Origin of the sequence: Kitasatospora sp. NPDC097605, assembly GCF_040302725.1 — a bacterium.
Classification (GTDB): Bacteria; Actinomycetota; Actinomycetes; order Streptomycetales; family Streptomycetaceae; genus Kitasatospora.
The window spans coordinates 44041-60542 of record NZ_JBEOSF010000029.1; the positions used below are offsets into that span (position 1 = coordinate 44041).

A 16502-nucleotide genomic window follows, 5' to 3' on the forward strand; every position below is an offset into this window, starting at 1 on the left:
GACCGGGTCCGGGGCGCGGGGCGTCCGTCAGGAGGTCGTCGCCAGGGAGCCGCGCAGGGCGTCGACGCGGTGCACGGCCTCGGTGAAACCGGCGGTGTCGAGGCGGCCGCTGTCGAGGGCGGCGGCGAGGGCCTCGACGGCGGCGTCGCCCTGGTGGACGTCGCGGGCGGAGCAGAGCACCAGGTCCATGCCGGCGTCGGCGGCGGCCACGGCCCGCTCGCCGGCGTCGCCGAAGGCGGCGAGGGCTCCGGCTTCGAGGGCGTCGGTGACGGTCACGCCGCGGAAGCCGAGGCGTTCGCGCAGTTCGCCGTGGACGATGGTGCGCGAGAGGCCGGCCGGGCGGTAGGCGTCGAGGGCCGGGTAGACCGCCCAGGAGGCCATGACCAGCCGGACGCCGGCGGCGATGGCGGCGCGGTACGGCTCCTCGCCGCGGGCCCGGAGGTCGGCGAGCGGGACGGGGAGGACGACGGCGCTCGCGTCGGTGTTCTCCCCGGCCGCGGCGGCGCCGAGGCCGGGGAAGTGCTTGGCCGTCGCGGCCACGCCGAGGCTCTGCTGGGCCGTGAGGAAGGCGGAGCCCAGCTCGGCCACCACCTCCGGCTTCTGGCTGTAGGAGCGCTCGAAGTGGTCGATGAAGTTGTCGGGCGTGTCGAAGACGTCGAGCACGGGTGCGAGGTTGACGTTGAGGCCCGCCTCGCTCAGGGTGCGGGCCGCTCCGGCGCCGGCGTCGGCGGCCGCTCCGGCCGGGTTCGCGGCCAGGCCGGTCTGCTTGGCCGAGAGAAGCGGGGCGCCCTCCAGCCGGTGGACCTTGCCGCCCTCCTGGTCGGTCATCAGCAGGAGCGGCGCGCCGGTCGGGGCCTCGGCCGCGGCCTGCCGCAGCTGGGCGACGGCCGCCTGGAGCTTGGGCAGCGTGGGGACGTTGTCCTTGAAGAAGATGACGCCGGCGGCGCGGCCCGCGCGGATGGTGGTGAGCAGCTCGGTCGGCGGGGTGTCGCCGGCGTAGGAGTAGATGACCCGGCGGCCGGCGAGCTGGAGTGAATCGGTGGTGGGCACGGGGGTCGTCCTCTCCGTGGGGGTGGGGGTGGGGTGCGTCGGGGCCGTCGGCTCGGGTCGGGCGGGGCCGGGCCGGGCGGACGGGCCGAGCGCTGCGGACGGGCCGAGCGTTGCGGACGGGGCGGACGGGGCCAGGGCGGAGAGCAGCAGGGCGAGGAGTGCGACACGGATCGTTCGTCGGGGTATCGGCATCCGGCCTCCCTTGGTCGGTCGGGTCCCCGGGACGTCACCCGCGCGGTGCGCGCGGTGACACCAGCAGCCTCACCCCGGGAGCGGTCGTCCCGCCTCCCGGAGCAGCCGTCCGAGGACGGCGACGCCCTCCTCGATCTCGCCGGGCGCGCCGGCCGCGTAGCCGAGGACGAGACCGGGCGGGTGCGGCAGCCGGGCGTGCCAGGACAGCGGCTGCACCTTGACGCCGTGGGCCAGCGCGGCTGCGGCGAGTTCGGTGTCCGTGCAGGTCAGACCGCCGGGGAAGGTGACCATCAGGTGCAGCCCGGCCGCCGCGCCGTGCACGACGGCGCCGGGCAGGTGGGCGGCGATGGCGGCGGTCATCGCGTCGCGGCGGCGCCGGTGGCGCGGGCGCAGCTGCCGCAGGTGGCGGTCCAGCGCGCCGCAGTCCATCAGCCGGGCGAGGACGAGCTGCGGCAGGGCGGCGTTGCCGAGGTCGCTGAGCCGTTTGGCGTCGAGCAGGAGGTCCCGGTAGCGGGCCGGGGCGAGCATCCAGCCGGTGCGCAGGGCGGGGGCGAGGAGTTTGGAGACGCTGCCGAGGTAGAGGACCTGTTCGGGGAGGACGCCGCGCAGCGCGGGCACCGGCGGGCGGTCGTAGCGGTGTTCGGCGTCGTAGTCGTCCTCGATGACGAGCCCGCCGTCGGCCGCCCACTGGAGCAGTTCGCGCCGCCGGGCGCCGCCGAGGACCACGCCGGTCGGGAACTGGTGGGCGGGTGTGAGCAGGACGGCGCGGGCCCCGGTGGCGCGCAGCGCGTCGACCCGGATGCCCTCGGCGTCGACGGGGACGGGCGGGGTGGCGGTGATCCGGTGGCCGAGGTGCTGGCGGGTGCCGAGCGAGCCCGGGTCCTCCACGGCGACGACGTCCAGGCCGGTCGCGCGGAGCACCTCGCCGGCCAGGGCGAGCGCCTGGGCGGCCCCGGCCACGACGAGGACGTCCTCGGGGTCGGCGCGGATGCCGCGGTTGCGGCCGAGCCAGTCGGCGACGGCGCGGCGCAGGGCGGGGGTTCCGCGCGGGTCACCGTAGCCGAAGTCCTGGGCGGCGAGGTCGTGGAGGACGGCACGTTCGGCGCGCAGCCAGGCGGTGCGGGGGAAGGCGGCGAGGTCGGGGACTCCGGGTGAGAGGTCGATCCGGGCGGGGGCGTTGCGCAGGGTGTCGAAGCTGGCCGGGACGGGGGTGCCGTCGAAGGGTGCACCGGGCCGGGGTGCCGGGGGTGCCGTCGGCGGTGCCGGGGGTGGTGACGGCGGCGTCGGGTGCGCCCGGTGCGGGGTCTGGGTCGGGAGCGGGGTCGGGGTGAGGGTCCGGGCGAACGGGTCGACCACGACGGTGCCGCCCCTGCCCCGGCCCGCGATCCGGCCCTCCTCGGCGAGCCGGCGGTAGGCGTCGGTGACCACGCCGCGGGAGACCCGCAGGTCGGCGGCGAGCAGCCGGGTGGCGGGCAGGCGGCTGCCGACCGGCAGCCGGCCGTCGGCGATGGCCTGCCGCAGGCGCCGGGCCAGCCAGTCCGCGAGTCCGCCGGCGGGGGCCTCGCCGGGGTCGAGCTGGAGGAAGTCGGCACCGGCGGTTGTGGACCTGTCGACTGGCCGGTCATTGGACCTGTGCACCGGTCCATTGTGCCGGGAGGGTGGGGGCATGACCACGAGCACCCCGCACTCCGCCGCGCTCCGTCCCGAGCCGGCCACCGGCGCCGACGTCGACGTCGACCACGGCTACGTCCACGGCTACTCCCCCACCGAGGCCCGGCGCCTCGGCGACCAGGCCGACACACTGGCCGGCCTCCTGCACGCCGACACCTTCTACCCACCGGGCAGCCGGGTCCTGGAGGCCGGCTGCGGCGTCGGCGCGCAGACGGTGCACCTGCTGGCCGCCAGCCCCGGCGTGCTGCTGACGGCCGCCGACATCTCGGCGGACTCGCTCGCGCAGGCCCGGGCCCGGGTCGCGGCGCACGCTCCCGACGCGCGGGTCCGCTGGCACCACGGCGACCTGCACCGGCTGCCCTTCCCCGACGACTCCTTCGACCACCTCTTCGTCTGCTTCGTGCTGGAGCACCTCGCCGACCCGGCGGCGGCGCTGGCCGCGCTGCGCCGGGTACTGCGGCCCGGCGGCACCGTCACCGTGATCGAGGGCGACCACGGCACGGCGTGCTTCCACCCGCACGGCGAGGCCGCGCAGCGGGTCGTCGACCACCTGGTCCGGCTCCAGGCGGACGGCGGCGGGGACGGCCTGATCGGGCGGCGGCTGTACCCGCTGCTCCTCGACGCCGGTTTCCGGGACGTCGCGGTGGGCCCGCGCACGATGTCCGCCGACGACGGCCGGCCCGCGCTGGTCGAGCGGTTCACCCGGCGCACCTTCGTCGCGATGGTCGAGGCGGTGCGGGCCGATGCGGTGGCGGCCGGCCTCACCACGGCCGAGGCGTTCGACCGGGGCGTCACCGAGCTGCGCCGCGCGGCGGAGCCGGGCGGGACCTTCCACTACACCTTCTTCAAGGCGGTCGCGGTCAACCCCTGACCGGCCCGCGGTGACCAGGCCCCCGGCGCACCGGGTCACCGCGGACCGTCCGGTCAGTCCGGGCTGTCCCCCAGGGTGTCGAGCACGACGCGCAGGACGTCGATGAACGCGGCGGTCTGCGCCTTGTCCAGCCCGGCCAGGATGCGGCGCTCGGTGGCGAGGTGGTCGGGCAGGGCACGGTCCATCAGGGCGTACCCCGCCTCGGTGAGCTCGACATCGCGGCTGCGGCCGTCGGAGCCGCTGGGGGTGCGGGTGACCAGGCCGCGGGCCTCCAACCGGTCGAGGCGCTGGCTGATCGCCCCGGAGGTGACCATCGCGGACCGCATCAGGCCGGTCGGGGTGAGCCGGTAGGGCGGGCCGCTGCGGCGGAGGGTGGCGAGCACGTCGAAGGAGGCGAAGTCGAGGTCGTGCCGGGCGAAGGTCTCCTTCAGCTCGGCGTCGACCAGCCGGCTCAGCCGCTTCAGGCGGCCGATCACCTCCATCGGGGAGACGTCGAGGTCGGGTCGCTCCGCGCCCCACTGCCGGACCACCCGGTCCACATGATCTTCGTGTTCTGCCATGCCCTCCAGCCTAAACGATGCCTTAGCGGTGAGGTACCTCACAGCATTCGATCCACCACCCCCTGCCCAGATTCCTTAGCACTGAGATACATTGGCTTAGTGCTAAGGAATCGACTCGCCATCGTGCTGATCACCGCCCTCGCCCCCGCCATCTGGGGCTCCACCTACCTCGTCACCACCGAGCTGCTGCCGCCCGGACGCCCCCTGCTCGCCGGCGTGCTGCGCGCCCTGCCCGCCGGACTGCTGCTGATCGCCCTCACCCGCCGCCTGCCGAAGGGCAGCTGGTGGTGGCGCTCGCTCGTCCTCGGTGCCCTGAACATCGGCGCCTTCTTCGCCCTCCTCTTCGTCGCCGCCTACCGCCTGCCCGGCGGGGTCGCCGCCACCGTCGGCGCCGTCCAGCCGCTGATCGCCGCCGGCCTCTCGGCCGCGCTCCTGGGCGACCGCCTCTCCCTGCGCACCCTCCTCTCCGGCATCGCCGGCGTGGCCGGCGTCAGCCTGCTCGTCCTGCGTGCCAACGCCCAGCTGGACGCCCTCGGCATCGTGGCCGCGCTCGGCGGCGCGGTGGTGATGGCCACCGGCGTCGTCCTCTCCAAGCGCTGGACCTCGCCGGCCCCGCTGCTCGCCACCACCGGCTGGCAGCTCACCGCGGGCGGTCTGCTCCTCCTTCCGGTCGCCCTGCTGGTCGAGGGCCCGCCGCCGTCCCACCTCACCGGTGCCAACCTGCTCGGCTACGGCTACCTGAGCCTGATCGGCGCGGCCGTCGCGTACGCGCTCTGGTTCCGCGGCATCCGCGCGCTGCCGCCCACCTCGGTCACCTTCCTCGGACTGCTCAGCCCCGTGGTCGCCACCGCGCTCGGCTGGCTGGTGCTCGGCCAGGACCTCGCGCCCGTCCAGGCCGTCGGCGCGCTGATCGTGCTCGGCTCGCTCGTCGCCGCACAGACCCAGCGACCGCGCACCCCGTCGAAGGTCGTCGCCGGGGCGCCCGCCGCCGCTCCCTCCGACGGTGCCGCCGCCGACCGCACCGGCACCCGGGCCCGCCAGAGCGCCTGACCGCACCACGCCTGACCGCATCACCGCCTGACCGCTGACCGTCCGGCCTTCAGGCACCTCCTTCCTTCCCGATCGACATCCAGGAGAACTCCCCATGCGCATCACCGTGTTCGGCGCGAGCGGCAACGTCGGCAGCCGGGTCGTCGCCGAGGCCACCGCCCGCGGCCACCAGGTCACCGCCGTCCTGCGCGACCCCTCCCGCCCGCACCGGCTCCCGCCGTCGGTCGGGATCGCCACCGGTGACGCCCGCGACCCGGCCGACGTCCGCCGCCTCGCCGCCGGCCAGGACCTGCTGGTCACGGCCACCCGCCCGGCCCCCGGCCGCGAGGACGAACTGGCCACCGCGACCAAGGGCCTGCTGGCCGGCCTGGCCGGAACCGGCGTGCGGCTGCTGGCCGTCGGCGGCGCCGGCAGCCTCACCCTGCCCGGCGGGGACGGCGTCACCCTGGTGGACGCCCCGGACTTCCCGGCCGCCCTGCGCCCGATCGCCGACGCCTGCGGCGAGCAGCTCGCCCTGTACCGCGCGGACGCCGAGGTCGACTGGACCTACCTCAGCCCGGCCGCCCTGCTCGAACCGGGTGAGCGGACCGGCCGCTACCGACTGGGCCGCGACGAGCTCCTGGTCGACCCGGACGGCGCCTCGGCCATCTCCATGGAGGACCTCGCCGTCGCCCTCCTCGACGAGGCCGAGCACCCCGCCCACCGCCGTGTCCGCTTCACCGTCGCCTACTGACCCCCTTCCCCGGCCGGCACGGCGCCCGCAGCCTCCGACCGTCCGACGCCCTGGGCATTCCCGCCGCCCCGGGCGTCCTCGGCGCCCGGCGCCCGACGCCAGCCCGCCACCCGCTCCGCGGCCCCGCTCCCACTCCCGCTCCCGCGGGCGCCCCCGCCCTCACCTTGCCGTTGCGCATCTCCGCACTCCCTCCTCGTGGTCCACCAGGTCCGGGCGGCCGTCCACCGGCCCCACCGCCGCGCCGCCGCGACGGCCGCTCACCCCCATCGACGGACCCCACCCGGGAAAGGGTGCAGCCGCCGTCAACCATCTCGCCCGAAACTCACCCCGGCGAGGGACCACCTGGACCTGACTTCCCGTCAAAGGGTGGTCCGGGCACCAGGGGGAAGACGGGTGTCCGCCGGATCGACCACGATCTTTCCAGCGGCCAGGATCGACGCCATGACCACACGAACCACGATCCGACCCACCGACCGCACCCGGCGCCGCCGGCTCTCCGTCCTCGGCCGGCGCACGGCGGCCCTGCTCGCCGTCCTCACCCTGGCCCAGACCGCGGGCACGGCGGGCGCCGTCGCGACGCCCGCCGGACCGGCCGCCCCGGCGGTGCCCGCCCGCTACGCCCACCAGCGACTCGACTGGCAGCCCTGTGCGCAGCCGGCCGTGCTGGAGTGCGCCACCATGACCGTGCCGCGCGACTGGCACCACCCCGGGAAGGGGGCCGACCTCACCATCGCGGTCTCGCGGCACCGCGCCGGCGACCCCGCCCGGCGGATCGGCACCCTGCTCACGGCCGCCGGCGGCCCCGGCGGCAAGGGCCTGGAACGCCCGGTGGAGTTCGTCAAGTACGCGCCCGAGCTCGGCGCCGCCTACGACGTGGTGGGCTTCGACCAGCGCGGCGTCGGCCGGAGCACCCGGGCCGTCTGCCAGACGCCCGAGGAGTTCCAGGCGTTCTTCGCCGGGGACTTCCGCGACGACACCCCGGCCGACCGGGCCCGGGTGATCGCCGCCTCCCGCGGTTTCGCCGCCGACTGCGAGCGGCGCAGCGACGGCCTGCTGCCCCACCTGACGACCGAGCAGACCGCCCGGGACCTCGACCTGCTGCGCGCCCTGCTCGGCGAGCGCCGGGTCAGCTACTACGGGCCGTCCTACGCCACCATGGTCGGCGCGTACTACGCGACGCTCTTCCCGCAGCGCGTCGAGCGGATGGTGCTGGACAGCGTCATCGGCTTCGACGGCACCTGGGAGCGGTTCCAGCAGCGGCTGCCGATGAGCTTCCAGCGGCGGTTCGAGGAGGACTTCCTGCCCTGGCTGGCCGCCCGGGACTCCACCTACCACTACGGCACGACCGCCGCCGAGGCCAAGGCCCGCTGGGAGGCGCGCCGGGCGGCCCTGCACGAGCACCCGGTCGTCGACGGCGCGCTCACCATCGGGCCCAACCAGTTCGACAACGGCGCGATCCAGGGCGTCTACCGCACGAACAAGGGCTTCACCCAGCTGGCCGGCGCACTGGCCGCGCTCGACGACCTGCCGAACGCCGATCCGGACGCCCGCGCCAACGCCCACCGGGTCTTCGGCGAGTACCTCGACCCGGAGTTCCTCGCCGAGTACTTCGCGGTCACCTGCAACGACACCCCCTGGACCCGTGACCTGTCCGTCTGGGCGGAGCGGGGCGCCGAGAGCACCGCGCGCCGGCCGCTGGCCGGGGCCCGCACGCTCGCCTTCTCCGCCGTCTGCGCCTCCTGGCCGAAGTCCGCCGCGCCCCGGGTGCGGGTCACCGGCGCGGGCCTGCCGCCCACCCTGATGCTCAACTCGGTGCACGACCCCGCCACGCCCATCGAGTCCGCGCTCTCCGCGCACCAGGCGCTGCGCGGCTCGCGCCTGGTGACGGTCGCCGGGAACGGTGACCACGGCCAGTACCCCGGGCCGAACGCCTGCGTGCGCTCCGCCGTGGAGTCCTACCTGCTCGCCGGCACGGTGCCGCCCGGCGACCTCACCTGCCCGTCCCCGGAAGCGGCATGAGCGGCGCGCCGGGCACGGCCCGACCCCCACCCGACACCGTGACCTCGCGCCTGCGCACCACCCGCCCGCAAGGCCGACTGACGCTCCCGGCGCCGAACGCGGTCGCCCGTGGCGGGATCCTCCCCCCGGAGGACCCCACCACGGGCGGTGTCGGCCGACGGTCACACCGTCGTCAGGGGGTCAGGAGGTCAGGGGCGGTCCAGGGTGATGGAGTTGATCGGCGTCAGGTCGGCGTAGACACCGGTCTGGGCGGGGAGGTCCTCGCCGCAGCCGGTGCCGTTGGAGCCGGTGCAGAGGTGGGCGTGGGCGCCGCCGGACTGGTTGTTGAGCACCCAGTGCCAGCCGTTCTGGTTGCGGAGGTTGTGGGCGCCGTAGCTCCAGAAGACGTCGGTCGGCGGCCGGCTGGTGTCGGCGTCCTGCGGGTAGATGCAGACGGCCCCGTACGGGCAGCCGTCCCAGGGGCCGTCGGCGGCCTCGGCGCCGGAGGTCCCCATCGTGGTGAAGGCGGCGGCCGCGAGGGCGAGCGCGGCGGCGGTGTTCAGGATCTTGCGCATGGTGGTGCTCCCTCAGGTGCTGGTCCGGCCCCTGTCCGGCCGGTGCTCAGCAGCGTAGGAAGGAGCCGCCCGCAGCGGTCCCTGACGGATGACAGGGTGCCACCGGGGTACCCAGCCGAGCCGATCCGAGCCGAGCCGGGTCCGGTGCCCGGGCCCGGCGGCGGTCAGCGCTGCGCCGCGAAGGTGTCGCAGCGGGCCGGGTCGCCACTGCGGTAGCCGGTGGTGAACCAGGCCTTGCGCTGATCGGAGGAACCGTGGGTCCAGGTGTCCGGGTCGATCCGGCCGGTGGCCTGCTTCTGGATCCGGTCGTCGCCGACGGCCGCCGCCGCGTCCAGGCCCTGGGCGATGTCCTGGTCGGTGAGGGTGCTGATCAGCGGCCGTCCGGTGGAGGCCTGGGGCGTGGTGGTGGCGTGGTGGGCCCAGACCCCGGCGTAGCAGTCGGCCTGGAGCTCCAGCTTCACCGAGGCGCTGTTCTGCCCCTGCCGGTCCTGCCCGACCTTCTGCATGGCGCCGGTGAGGTTCTGGAGGTGGTGGCCGTACTCATGGGCGACGACATAGGCCTCGGCGAACGGGCCGCCGCGCGCGCCGAAGCGGGTGGACAGCTCGTCGAAGAAGCCGAGGTCGAAGTAGGCGCGCCGGTCGCCGGAGCAGTAGAACGGGCCGACGGCGGAGCTCGCCGCGCCGCAGGCGGTGGAGACCCGGCCGGTGAACAGGACCGTCTCGGCGGGCCGGTAGGCGACACCGGACCGGGGCAGCTGGCCGCCCCAGTACTCCTGCAGGCTGTTGGTGACGGCGACGATCCGGCAGTCCTGGCGGCGGTTGGCGTCGGCGCCGGTCCTGCAGGCCTGCTGGACCTCCCCCGCGGTGGTGGTCCGGCCGGCCCCGTCGCCCGACCCGCCCCCGCCGTCGGAGAACCCGAGGATGCTCGGGTCGACACCGAAGAGCACCGCGATCAGGACGGCGATCAGACCGGCCGCGCCACCGCCGATGGCGACCTTCCCGCCGGGAATGCCGCGCCGGTCGTCCACCTGCGAGGTGTCGAGGTCGCCCTGGTCGTCGAACTGCATGCCGGTCCGTCCCTGTGTGCTGCCGACGCCGGGGCGCCGGGCGGCCGACGCCGGCCGCCCGGCCACGGTAGCCGCTGCGCACTCCGCCGCCGGACAGGGACGCGCAGGTCAGAGGCGGTTTCCCGGGACCTGACGTCGCCCGTGACCGGCGGTCGCGGGCCCGTCACTCCGCGCCGAGGGCCGGCCCGGGCGCAGCCGGGAACGCCACGGCCCTGCCCCGCGCCTCCTCCGGGAGGTCCGGCGCCGAGGCGGTCGCCGCCCCGCGGAGCGCGGCGGCGAGCCGGGCTGCGCGATCGGGCCGGGCCGCCCAGACCTCCGGTGCGCGGCCGAGCACCGCGGACGGGAGGTCGCCGGGGTGGAGGTCGCCCTCGGCCGGCGGGTCACGGCAGAGCAGGTCGACGGCGAGCGGCAGCAGGTGCGGCAGCCCGACGTCCTGCCCGATGAGCAGCCGCAGCTCCTCGACGCCCAGACCGGCGAGCGGCCGGCGGCGCAGCGCGTGAACGGTCGCGACCAGCCGCGTGGCACCCTCGCCCGGCTCGGACCACCGGGCGCCTTCGAGTGCAGCGAGGTGTCCCGTCCGGTCGCCCGGAGCACCGCAACCGGCGGCACCCCGGATCCCGGCCCGGTGGTCCTGCCGGACGGGCTCGGGCCCGTCGACCGGTGGGAGGGGCGGGCCGGCGCGGCCGCTCCGGCCGTCGGTGCGGACGGCCCACGACGTGGGTGCGCGGTAGCGTCCGCGCCGGGGGCTACGGTGGCGGGCATGATCACTCATCTGGTCCCCACCTGGGAGGTTTCGGCGAGCGGGGGCGTCGAGACCGCCTGGATCGAACTCGGCGACGGCACGCTGCGCGCCCATGGACGGGTGGCCGGCCTGGTGCCGGCGCCTTACTGGATCGACTACGAACTCGACACCGGGCCCGCCTGGACCACCCGGCGGCTGGCGGTCCGCGCCGCCTCGGCGGAGGGCACCCGGGAGCTGGAGCTGCTGAACGACGGCGGACGGTGGACCGTCGACGGGCGCCACCGGCCGGAGCTGGACGGGGCGCTCGACTGCGACCTCGGCCTCTCGCCGCTGACCAACGCCATGCCGGTGCTCCGCCACCGGCTCCACCGGGAGCCGGGGCGGCACGAGTTCCTGATGGCGTGGGTCCGGGTGCCCGACCTGACGGTGCACCCGTCGCGCCAGACGTACACCCACCTGGGGCCGGCCGGCGACGACGGCGGCGGCGACGCGGCGGCGGCGGCCACGGTCCGGTACGAGTCCGGGGACTTCAGCAGCGACCTGCTGCTCGACCGGCACGGTCTGGTCCTCGACTACCCCGACCTGGCCCGCCGCCACCGACGCCACCACTGACACCACTGACATCGCCGCCACCGTTGCCAGCCGGTGGCCGCCGCACCGGTGCGGCGGCCACTCGGCCTCAGCGGGCGGCGGCTCCGGCCGGTGCCGGGGCGTAGCCGGCCGGCCGGGTGGTGAACGTGCCCCGGCCCTGGGTGCGGCTGCGCAGCGCGGTGGCGTAGCCGAACAGCTCGGCGACCGGTACGACCGCCGTCACCACCGCCGTCCCGCCGCGCGGGTCCGAGCCCTGGACGCGGCCCCGGCGGGCGGCGAGGTCACCGAGGACTCCGCCCACCGCCTCCTGCGGCACGGTCACCGTCACCTCGGCGACCGGTTCCAGGAGCACCATCCGGCAGGCCCGCAGGGCCTCGCGCAGCGCCAGCCGGCCGGCGGTGCGGAACGCGAGCTCCGAGGAGTCCCTCGGGTGGGTGGCCCCGTCGGCCAGGACGACCCGCAGGCCGGTGACCGGGTGGCCGCCCAGCGGGCCCTCGGCGAGCGCGTCCTGACAACCCGCCTCGACCGCCTGGACGTACTCCTTCGGCACCCGCCCACCGGTGACGGTGGACGCGAAAGCGAACCCCCTTCCCTCGTCCCCGGGGCCGTCCAGCGGCGCCACGTCGAGCACCACGTGGGCGAACTGGCCGGCGCCGCCGTCCTGTTTGACGTGCCGGTGGACGTGGCCGGTGACCCCGCGCTCCACGGTCTCCCGGTGGGCGACCTGCGGACGGCCGACGGTCACCTCGATCCCGTTCTCCCGCCGGAGCTGCTCCACCGCCACCTCCAGGTGCAGTTCGCCCAGCCCTGACAGCACCCGCTGCCCGGTCTCCGGATCGGTGCGGACGACCAGCGACGGGTCCTCCTCGGTGAGCCGGGCGAGCGCGACGGCCAGCCGCTCGGTGTCGAGCGAGCGCCGCGCCTCGACGGCCACCGTCACCACCGGCGCGGCGTTGACGGCCGGCTCCAGGACCAGCGGCGCGCCGGGGGCGCAGAGCGTCGTCCCGGTGCGCGCGGCCTTGAGACCGACCACCGCGACGATGTCGCCGGCGACGGCCGTGTCCGATTCGAGGTGGTGGGCGGCCACCCGCATGATCCGGGCGATCCGTTCGGTGCGGCCGGTCCCGGCGTCCAGCACGGTGTCCCCCTTGCGCAGCGTGCCCGCGTACAGGCGCAGATGGCTGAGCCGGCCGGAGGCGGTGACGTTGACCTTGAACACCAGCGCGGTGAGCGGCCCGTCGGGATCGGCGGCCCGCTCCACCTCCCCGGTGTCCGCCGTGCCGCGCACCGGCGGAACGTCCAGCGGCGACGGCAGGTAGGCCGCGACGGCGTCCAGCAGCGGCTCGATCCCGCGGTTGCGGTAGGCCGAGCCGCACAGCACCACCACCGCCTCGCCGCTGCGGGTGAGGTCCCGCAGGGCGGCGGCCAGGGTCGCGGTGGAGAGCGCCGCGTGTTCGACGTACTCCTCCAGGGCGGCCGGATGGAGCCCGGCCACCGCCTCGTCCAGCTGCCCGCGCCGCCGCTCGGCCTCGGCCCGCAGCCCGTCCGGCAGCGGTCCCTCCCGGAAGCCGTCGCCACTGCCGCCGCCGATGCCGCCGGGGCCGTCGTCCCAGGTCAGGGCACGCATCGTCAGCAGGTCGACGACGCCGGTGAAGCCGCCCTCCCGCCCGATGGGCAGCTGGACGGCCAGCGGGGCCGGATGCAACCGCTCGCGGATCGAGGCGACGGCCGCGTCCAGATCGGCGCCGGCCCGGTCCAGCTTGTTGACGAAGGCGATCCGCGGCACGCCGTACCGGTCGGCCTGGCGCCAGACGCTCTCGCTCTGCGGTTCCACGCCCGCGACGGCGTCGAACACCGCGACCGCCCCGTCCAGTACCCGCAGCGACCGCTCGACCTCGTCGGCGAAGTCGACGTGGCCGGGGGTGTCGATGAGGTTGATCCGGTGATCGCCCCAGACGCAGCTGACCGCCGCCGCGGAGATGGTGATGCCGCGCTCGCGTTCCTGCGGGCGGCAGTCGGTGACGGTGGTGCCCTCGTGGACCTCGCCGCGCCGGTGGGTCTCGCCGGTCAGGTGGAGGATCCGCTCGGTGACGGTGGTCTTGCCCGCGTCCACGTGGGCGAGGATGCCCAGGTTGCGGACCGCGGCGATGCCGGCGGCCCCGGTCATGGTGGTCGTGCTACGGATGTCGGTGCTGCGCATGGCCCGGTGCCTTTCGAAGCTCTCGGGAAGTAGAGGGCAGCGCGATTGCGGCGACGACGACGCCCGGCGTTCCGGGCCCGCGTCAGGTCGTCGCACGTCCCCGGTGCCGGCCGCGCAGCGGGCACCGGAAGGACGAGGACACCAGGATCACCTCGAACCGGGACGAGGGAACGACGGCAACACGGCGGTGACGCACGACCGGCCCTCCCTCGACTCATCACGGCGCGCGCCGCCCCCGGAACCCCGGGGCGGCGCGCCTCTGGGCGCCGAGTGTAGGAACCGCCCCGCCCCCGGGTCACCCGGTTTTCCCACCGCCCGTCAGCAACGCCGGTGGGCACGGTGTCCACCGCGTCTCGCGGAGTCGGCCCAGCACCAACGGCGCGGCCGGCGAGGGGGCGGGCCCCCGGCGGTCCGCCGGTCAAGTGGGCGGCCCATGGGCCGTCTCAGCCGTCGGCGCGAGGGTTCGTCCGGCAGGGCGAGCCGGTCGGAGCAGGGGTCTGCCGAACGCCGGCCACCGGCCTGCGCGCCTCCGGAGCCGGCGCGGCCCGCGCGCGGGTGACGCCCCGGGACGGGCGGCCGAGGGCGACGCCGGTCAGGACCAGCAGCAGGCCGGCGAGCTGGAGCGGGCCGAGGGCCTCGCCGGCCAGCGCCGTGCCGAGCAGGACGCCGGTGAGCGGGTTGAGCAGCCCCACCAGGCCGACCGTCCCGGGCGGGAGGCGGCGCAGGCCGGCGAACCAGGCCGTGAAGGCCAGCGCGGTGGCCACCACCGCGACGTAGCCGAAGGCGAGCAGCTCCCGCCCGGTGGGCTCCGGGGGCGCGCCCTCGAAAGCGGCGGCCGCAGGCAGCAGGACCAGTCCGCCGGCCACCAGTTGCCAGGCGGTGGTGGCCAGCACGTCCGCGCCGTCCCGCCAGCGGGCGGCGAGCACATAGCCCAGCGAGGAGAGCAGCATCGCCGCCGCCGAGGCGGCCAGGCCGGGCAGGCTGACCGGTTCGGCCCGGGTCAGCAGCATCAGCGCGACCCCGCCGAGGCCGACCAGCGCGCCGAGCAGATGGGCCCGGGCGGGGCGGGCAGCGGTCAGCGCCCAGGCGAGCAGCAGCATGGCGAGCGGGGAGGCCGCCATCACGGTGGAGGCGACGCTGGTGGCCAGCGACTGCGAGGCGATGTAGAGCAGGACGAAGAACCCCGCGGTGTTGAGCAGCCCGAGCAGGGCCGAGCGCCACCACCAGGCGCCGCGCGGACGGCGCGGGCGCAGCGCCAGCAGGAGCAGGCCGGCGGGCAGGGCCCGTAGGGCGGCGCCCCAGAGCGGACGGTCGGCCGGGAGGAACTCGCGGGTGACGTAGTAGTTGGCGCCCCATGCCACCGGCGCGACGGCGGTCAGCACGACCCACCGAAAACTGGCTTCCATGGAAGACAATATAACTTCCCAGGAAGCTACTGGGCTACGATGGGCGCATGGAGCACAGCCGAGACCACGTCGCCCTCATCCAGGCCGAGTGGCGCCGCGAGCGGCCCGACCTCGACGTCTCCCCGCAGGCGGTGATCGGCCGGCTGCACCGGCTGGCCGGCCGGCTCACCGAGGAGCTCTGCCTGGTCTACGGGCGCTACGGTCTCGGCGAGGGCGAGTTCGACGTGCTGGCCGCGCTGCGCCGGGCGGGCGCGCCGTTCGAACGGGCTCCCGGGGAACTGGCCGCCCACACCATGGTCACCACGGGCGCCATGACCAAGCGGATCGACCGGCTGGAGCGGGCGGGCCTGGTCACCCGACGCCGCAGCGAGGCGGACGGGCGCGGCCGGGTGGTCGCCCTCACCGAGGCGGGCCACCGGCTGATCGACGAGGCGTTCACCGCCCACATGCGCAATGAGCACCGCCTGCTGGACCTGCTCACCGCCGAGGAGGCGACCACGCTGGAGGGCCTGCTGACGGCCTGGCAGCAGCGCCTCGACCACGGGGCGGAGCACCGGGCGGGCCCGGCAGGGAAAACCGGATGATCCCACCGGTTCCCGCACGATAGCGTCGCCGGGTGACGAATCGGACCTGGGATCTCCTCCTGCTCGGTGGCGCCTCCGGCGTCGGCAAGAGCCTGGCCGCCGCGCGGCTCGCGGCCGACACGGGCGCCTTCGTCGTCGAGTTCGACGACGTGGTCGCCGCCGTCCAGGAGCTGACCACCCCGGCGCACCACCCCGACCTGCACCTCTTCGACGACGGAAGCGACGTCGGCGACGGAAGCGACGTCCGCGACGGAAGCAACGTCCGCGACGGAAGCGGCGTCGGCGCCACCCCGGCACAGGACCTGCCGCCGGAGCGCGTGCTGGACCTCCAGATCGCCACCGCCGAGGCACTGGAGCCGGCCCTGCTCGGCGTGGTGCGCAACCGGCTGACCGTCCCCGTTCCCGCCGTCGTCGAGGGCGACTACCTCACCCCGGCCGCCTGCGCCCGCGCGGTCGCGCTGGGGCGGGCGGCCGGGCGGGACGTCCGGGCGGTCTTCCTGCACGAGGGCGACGCCGGCCGGATCACCGCCAACTACGCGGCCCGCGAGCCGGGGAGCGGCGTGCAGGCGGACCGCGCCGAGGTCAGCGCCCGGTACTCGCGCTGGCTCGCCGCCGGGGCCCGCCGGCACGCCCTCCCGGTGGTCGACTGCCGCCCGTGGGCCACGCTCGCCGACCGGCTGGACCGCGCGCTGGAGACGGCCGGCGCCGCCGGCGGTCAGATCAGCGTGTAACCGCCGCTGCGGAAGGTCGAGCCGACGTTGCTGCAGTAGGCGTAGGACCAGACCCCGCCCGACCGGGTCGGCCCGTAGACCACCTGGTTGTTGGCACAGACGGCCCAGGCGTAGTAGCTGCGGGTGCCGTCGCAGGAGGCGCCGTAGCTGACGTAGTTGCTGTACGTCGAGCAGGCCGCCACCCGGGCGGGCGCGGCCGAGGCCGGGACGGCGGCGAGGACCGGGACGGCGAGGGCGGCGGTGGCGACGACGGCCGCGGCCGCGGTGCGGATGCTCATGGTGGTGTTCCCCTCCGGTGGAGCGCGTTGACGAGGACGAGGTCGTGCGCGCTCCACTGTGCGCCCTCGGCGCGCTCCGCAATCGGCAGCAGGACGGGAAACGGCGATCCTCACCGGCCTTGTCCGGGCAGCCTGTTGTGTCATGTTCCCGTGATGAATGGGGCTTTTGTTCGCGTGGCCGAACGGGCCGGTTCACCATCGCG

General features: G+C 75.9%; 16 protein-coding genes. 7 read left to right on the top strand and 9 right to left on the bottom strand.

The annotated features are described in order from the left end of the window. Window positions 1–27 precede the first annotated feature (27 nt). Together ABTX81_RS27490 and pdxR are read right to left on the bottom strand one after the other, a co-directional pair. A complete protein-coding gene (locus ABTX81_RS27490; RefSeq protein ID WP_350550659.1) occupies window positions 28–1050 on the bottom strand; it encodes a glycoside hydrolase family 3 N-terminal domain-containing protein in 1023 nt (340 codons plus the stop codon). A 261-nt stretch (window positions 1051–1311) separates the two neighbouring features. Continuing rightward, window positions 1312–2880: a MocR-like pyridoxine biosynthesis transcription factor PdxR gene (gene pdxR / locus ABTX81_RS27495; RefSeq protein ID WP_350550662.1), complete on the bottom strand. Its 1569-nt coding sequence runs from the start codon at window positions 2878–2880 to the stop codon at window positions 1312–1314. 28 nt (window positions 2881–2908) lie between these two features. Here pdxR and ABTX81_RS27500 point away from each other — a divergent pair, with 28 nt between their 5' ends. After that, window positions 2909–3784: a methyltransferase domain-containing protein gene (locus ABTX81_RS27500; RefSeq protein WP_350550664.1), complete on the top strand. Its 876-nt coding sequence runs from the start codon at window positions 2909–2911 to the stop codon at window positions 3782–3784. 53 nt (window positions 3785–3837) lie between these two features. Here ABTX81_RS27500 and ABTX81_RS27505 read toward each other — a convergent pair whose 3' ends face one another. Beyond that, the gene (locus ABTX81_RS27505; RefSeq protein ID WP_350550666.1) at window positions 3838–4344 is read right to left on the bottom strand and encodes a MarR family winged helix-turn-helix transcriptional regulator; all 507 of its coding nucleotides are present in this window, start codon (window positions 4342–4344) and stop codon (window positions 3838–3840) included. A gap of 99 nt (window positions 4345–4443) precedes the next feature. On the opposite strand from ABTX81_RS27505, the gene ABTX81_RS27510 reads away from it, so the two are divergent. From ABTX81_RS27510 to ABTX81_RS27520, 3 genes are all read left to right on the top strand, one after another. Beyond that, window positions 4444–5394, top strand: coding sequence for an EamA family transporter (locus ABTX81_RS27510; protein ID WP_350550669.1), 951 nt, complete (start codon window positions 4444–4446; stop codon window positions 5392–5394). 94 nt (window positions 5395–5488) lie between these two features. After that, window positions 5489–6127 carry an NAD(P)-dependent oxidoreductase gene (locus tag ABTX81_RS27515; protein ID WP_350550672.1) on the top strand — a complete coding sequence of 213 codons (639 nt, stop codon included), beginning with the start codon at window positions 5489–5491 and terminating at the stop codon, window positions 6125–6127. Window positions 6128–6568: 441 nt separating this feature from the next. Continuing rightward, entirely contained in the window at window positions 6569–8146 is a 1578-nt protein-coding gene (locus tag ABTX81_RS27520) for an alpha/beta hydrolase (RefSeq protein ID WP_350550675.1), read from the top strand. Window positions 8147–8334: 188 nt separating this feature from the next. On the opposite strand, the gene ABTX81_RS27525 is transcribed toward ABTX81_RS27520, so the two are convergent. From ABTX81_RS27525 to ABTX81_RS27535, 3 genes are all read right to left on the bottom strand, one after another. Further along, window positions 8335–8700 carry a hypothetical protein gene (locus ABTX81_RS27525; protein WP_350550678.1) on the bottom strand — a complete coding sequence of 122 codons (366 nt, stop codon included), beginning with the start codon at window positions 8698–8700 and terminating at the stop codon, window positions 8335–8337. Window positions 8701–8864: 164 nt separating this feature from the next. Next, window positions 8865–9767 carry a KPN_02809 family neutral zinc metallopeptidase gene (gene ypfJ / locus ABTX81_RS27530; RefSeq protein WP_350550681.1) on the bottom strand — a complete coding sequence of 301 codons (903 nt, stop codon included), beginning with the start codon at window positions 9765–9767 and terminating at the stop codon, window positions 8865–8867. Between the two features lie 163 nt (window positions 9768–9930). Continuing rightward, window positions 9931–10539, bottom strand: a complete 609-nt coding sequence (locus ABTX81_RS27535; protein ID WP_350550684.1) for a contact-dependent growth inhibition system immunity protein — start codon at window positions 10537–10539, stop codon at window positions 9931–9933. Here ABTX81_RS27535 and ABTX81_RS27540 point away from each other — a divergent pair. Beyond that, window positions 10528–11121 carry a putative glycolipid-binding domain-containing protein gene (locus tag ABTX81_RS27540; RefSeq protein ID WP_350550686.1) on the top strand — a complete coding sequence of 198 codons (594 nt, stop codon included), beginning with the start codon at window positions 10528–10530 and terminating at the stop codon, window positions 11119–11121. The two genes, ABTX81_RS27535 and ABTX81_RS27540, sit on opposite strands and share 12 nt — an antisense overlap. A 67-nt stretch (window positions 11122–11188) precedes the next feature. Here ABTX81_RS27540 and fusA read toward each other — a convergent pair whose 3' ends face one another. After that, window positions 11189–13300, bottom strand: coding sequence for an elongation factor G (gene fusA, locus ABTX81_RS27545; RefSeq protein WP_350550689.1), 2112 nt, complete (start codon window positions 13298–13300; stop codon window positions 11189–11191). A 443-nt stretch (window positions 13301–13743) separates the two neighbouring features. Continuing rightward, window positions 13744–14706 (bottom strand): DMT family transporter, encoded by a 963-nt coding sequence (locus ABTX81_RS27550; protein WP_350550691.1) that lies wholly within the window; start codon window positions 14704–14706, stop codon window positions 13744–13746. Window positions 14707–14753: 47 nt separating this feature from the next. Here ABTX81_RS27550 and ABTX81_RS27555 point away from each other — a divergent pair, with 47 nt between their 5' ends. Together ABTX81_RS27555 and ABTX81_RS27560 are read left to right on the top strand one after the other, a co-directional pair. Next, complete coding sequence (locus tag ABTX81_RS27555; protein ID WP_350550693.1) at window positions 14754–15290, top strand: MarR family winged helix-turn-helix transcriptional regulator; 537 nt, start codon at window positions 14754–14756, stop codon at window positions 15288–15290. Window positions 15291–15322: 32 nt separating this feature from the next. Then, complete coding sequence (locus ABTX81_RS27560; RefSeq protein ID WP_350550696.1) at window positions 15323–16021, top strand: AAA family ATPase; 699 nt, start codon at window positions 15323–15325, stop codon at window positions 16019–16021. On the opposite strand, the gene ABTX81_RS27565 is transcribed toward ABTX81_RS27560, so the two are convergent. Further along, window positions 16006–16299, bottom strand: a complete 294-nt coding sequence (locus ABTX81_RS27565; RefSeq protein ID WP_350550699.1) for a hypothetical protein — start codon at window positions 16297–16299, stop codon at window positions 16006–16008. The two genes, ABTX81_RS27560 and ABTX81_RS27565, sit on opposite strands and share 16 nt — an antisense overlap. Window positions 16300–16502 lie beyond the last annotated feature (203 nt).

Coding starts and splice junctions, on each gene's coding strand:
- ABTX81_RS27515 (WP_350550672.1), top strand. CDS start 5,489: ATGCGCATCACCGTGTTCGGCGCGAGCGGCAACGTCGGCAGCCGGGTC.
- fusA (WP_350550689.1), bottom strand. CDS start 13,300: ATGCGCAGCACCGACATCCGTAGCACGACCACCATGACCGGGGCCGCC.
- ABTX81_RS27540 (WP_350550686.1), top strand. CDS start 10,528: ATGATCACTCATCTGGTCCCCACCTGGGAGGTTTCGGCGAGCGGGGGC.
- ABTX81_RS27500 (WP_350550664.1), top strand. CDS start 2,909: ATGACCACGAGCACCCCGCACTCCGCCGCGCTCCGTCCCGAGCCGGCC.
- ABTX81_RS27550 (WP_350550691.1), bottom strand. CDS start 14,706: ATGGAAGCCAGTTTTCGGTGGGTCGTGCTGACCGCCGTCGCGCCGGTG.
- ABTX81_RS27520 (WP_350550675.1), top strand. CDS start 6,569: ATGACCACACGAACCACGATCCGACCCACCGACCGCACCCGGCGCCGC.
- ABTX81_RS27505 (WP_350550666.1), bottom strand. CDS start 4,344: ATGGCAGAACACGAAGATCATGTGGACCGGGTGGTCCGGCAGTGGGGC.
- ABTX81_RS27535 (WP_350550684.1), bottom strand. CDS start 10,539: ATGAGTGATCATGCCCGCCACCGTAGCCCCCGGCGCGGACGCTACCGC.
- ABTX81_RS27555 (WP_350550693.1), top strand. CDS start 14,754: ATGGAGCACAGCCGAGACCACGTCGCCCTCATCCAGGCCGAGTGGCGC.
- ypfJ (WP_350550681.1), bottom strand. CDS start 9,767: ATGCAGTTCGACGACCAGGGCGACCTCGACACCTCGCAGGTGGACGAC.
- ABTX81_RS27565 (WP_350550699.1), bottom strand. CDS start 16,299: ATGAGCATCCGCACCGCGGCCGCGGCCGTCGTCGCCACCGCCGCCCTC.
- ABTX81_RS27525 (WP_350550678.1), bottom strand. CDS start 8,700: ATGCGCAAGATCCTGAACACCGCCGCCGCGCTCGCCCTCGCGGCCGCC.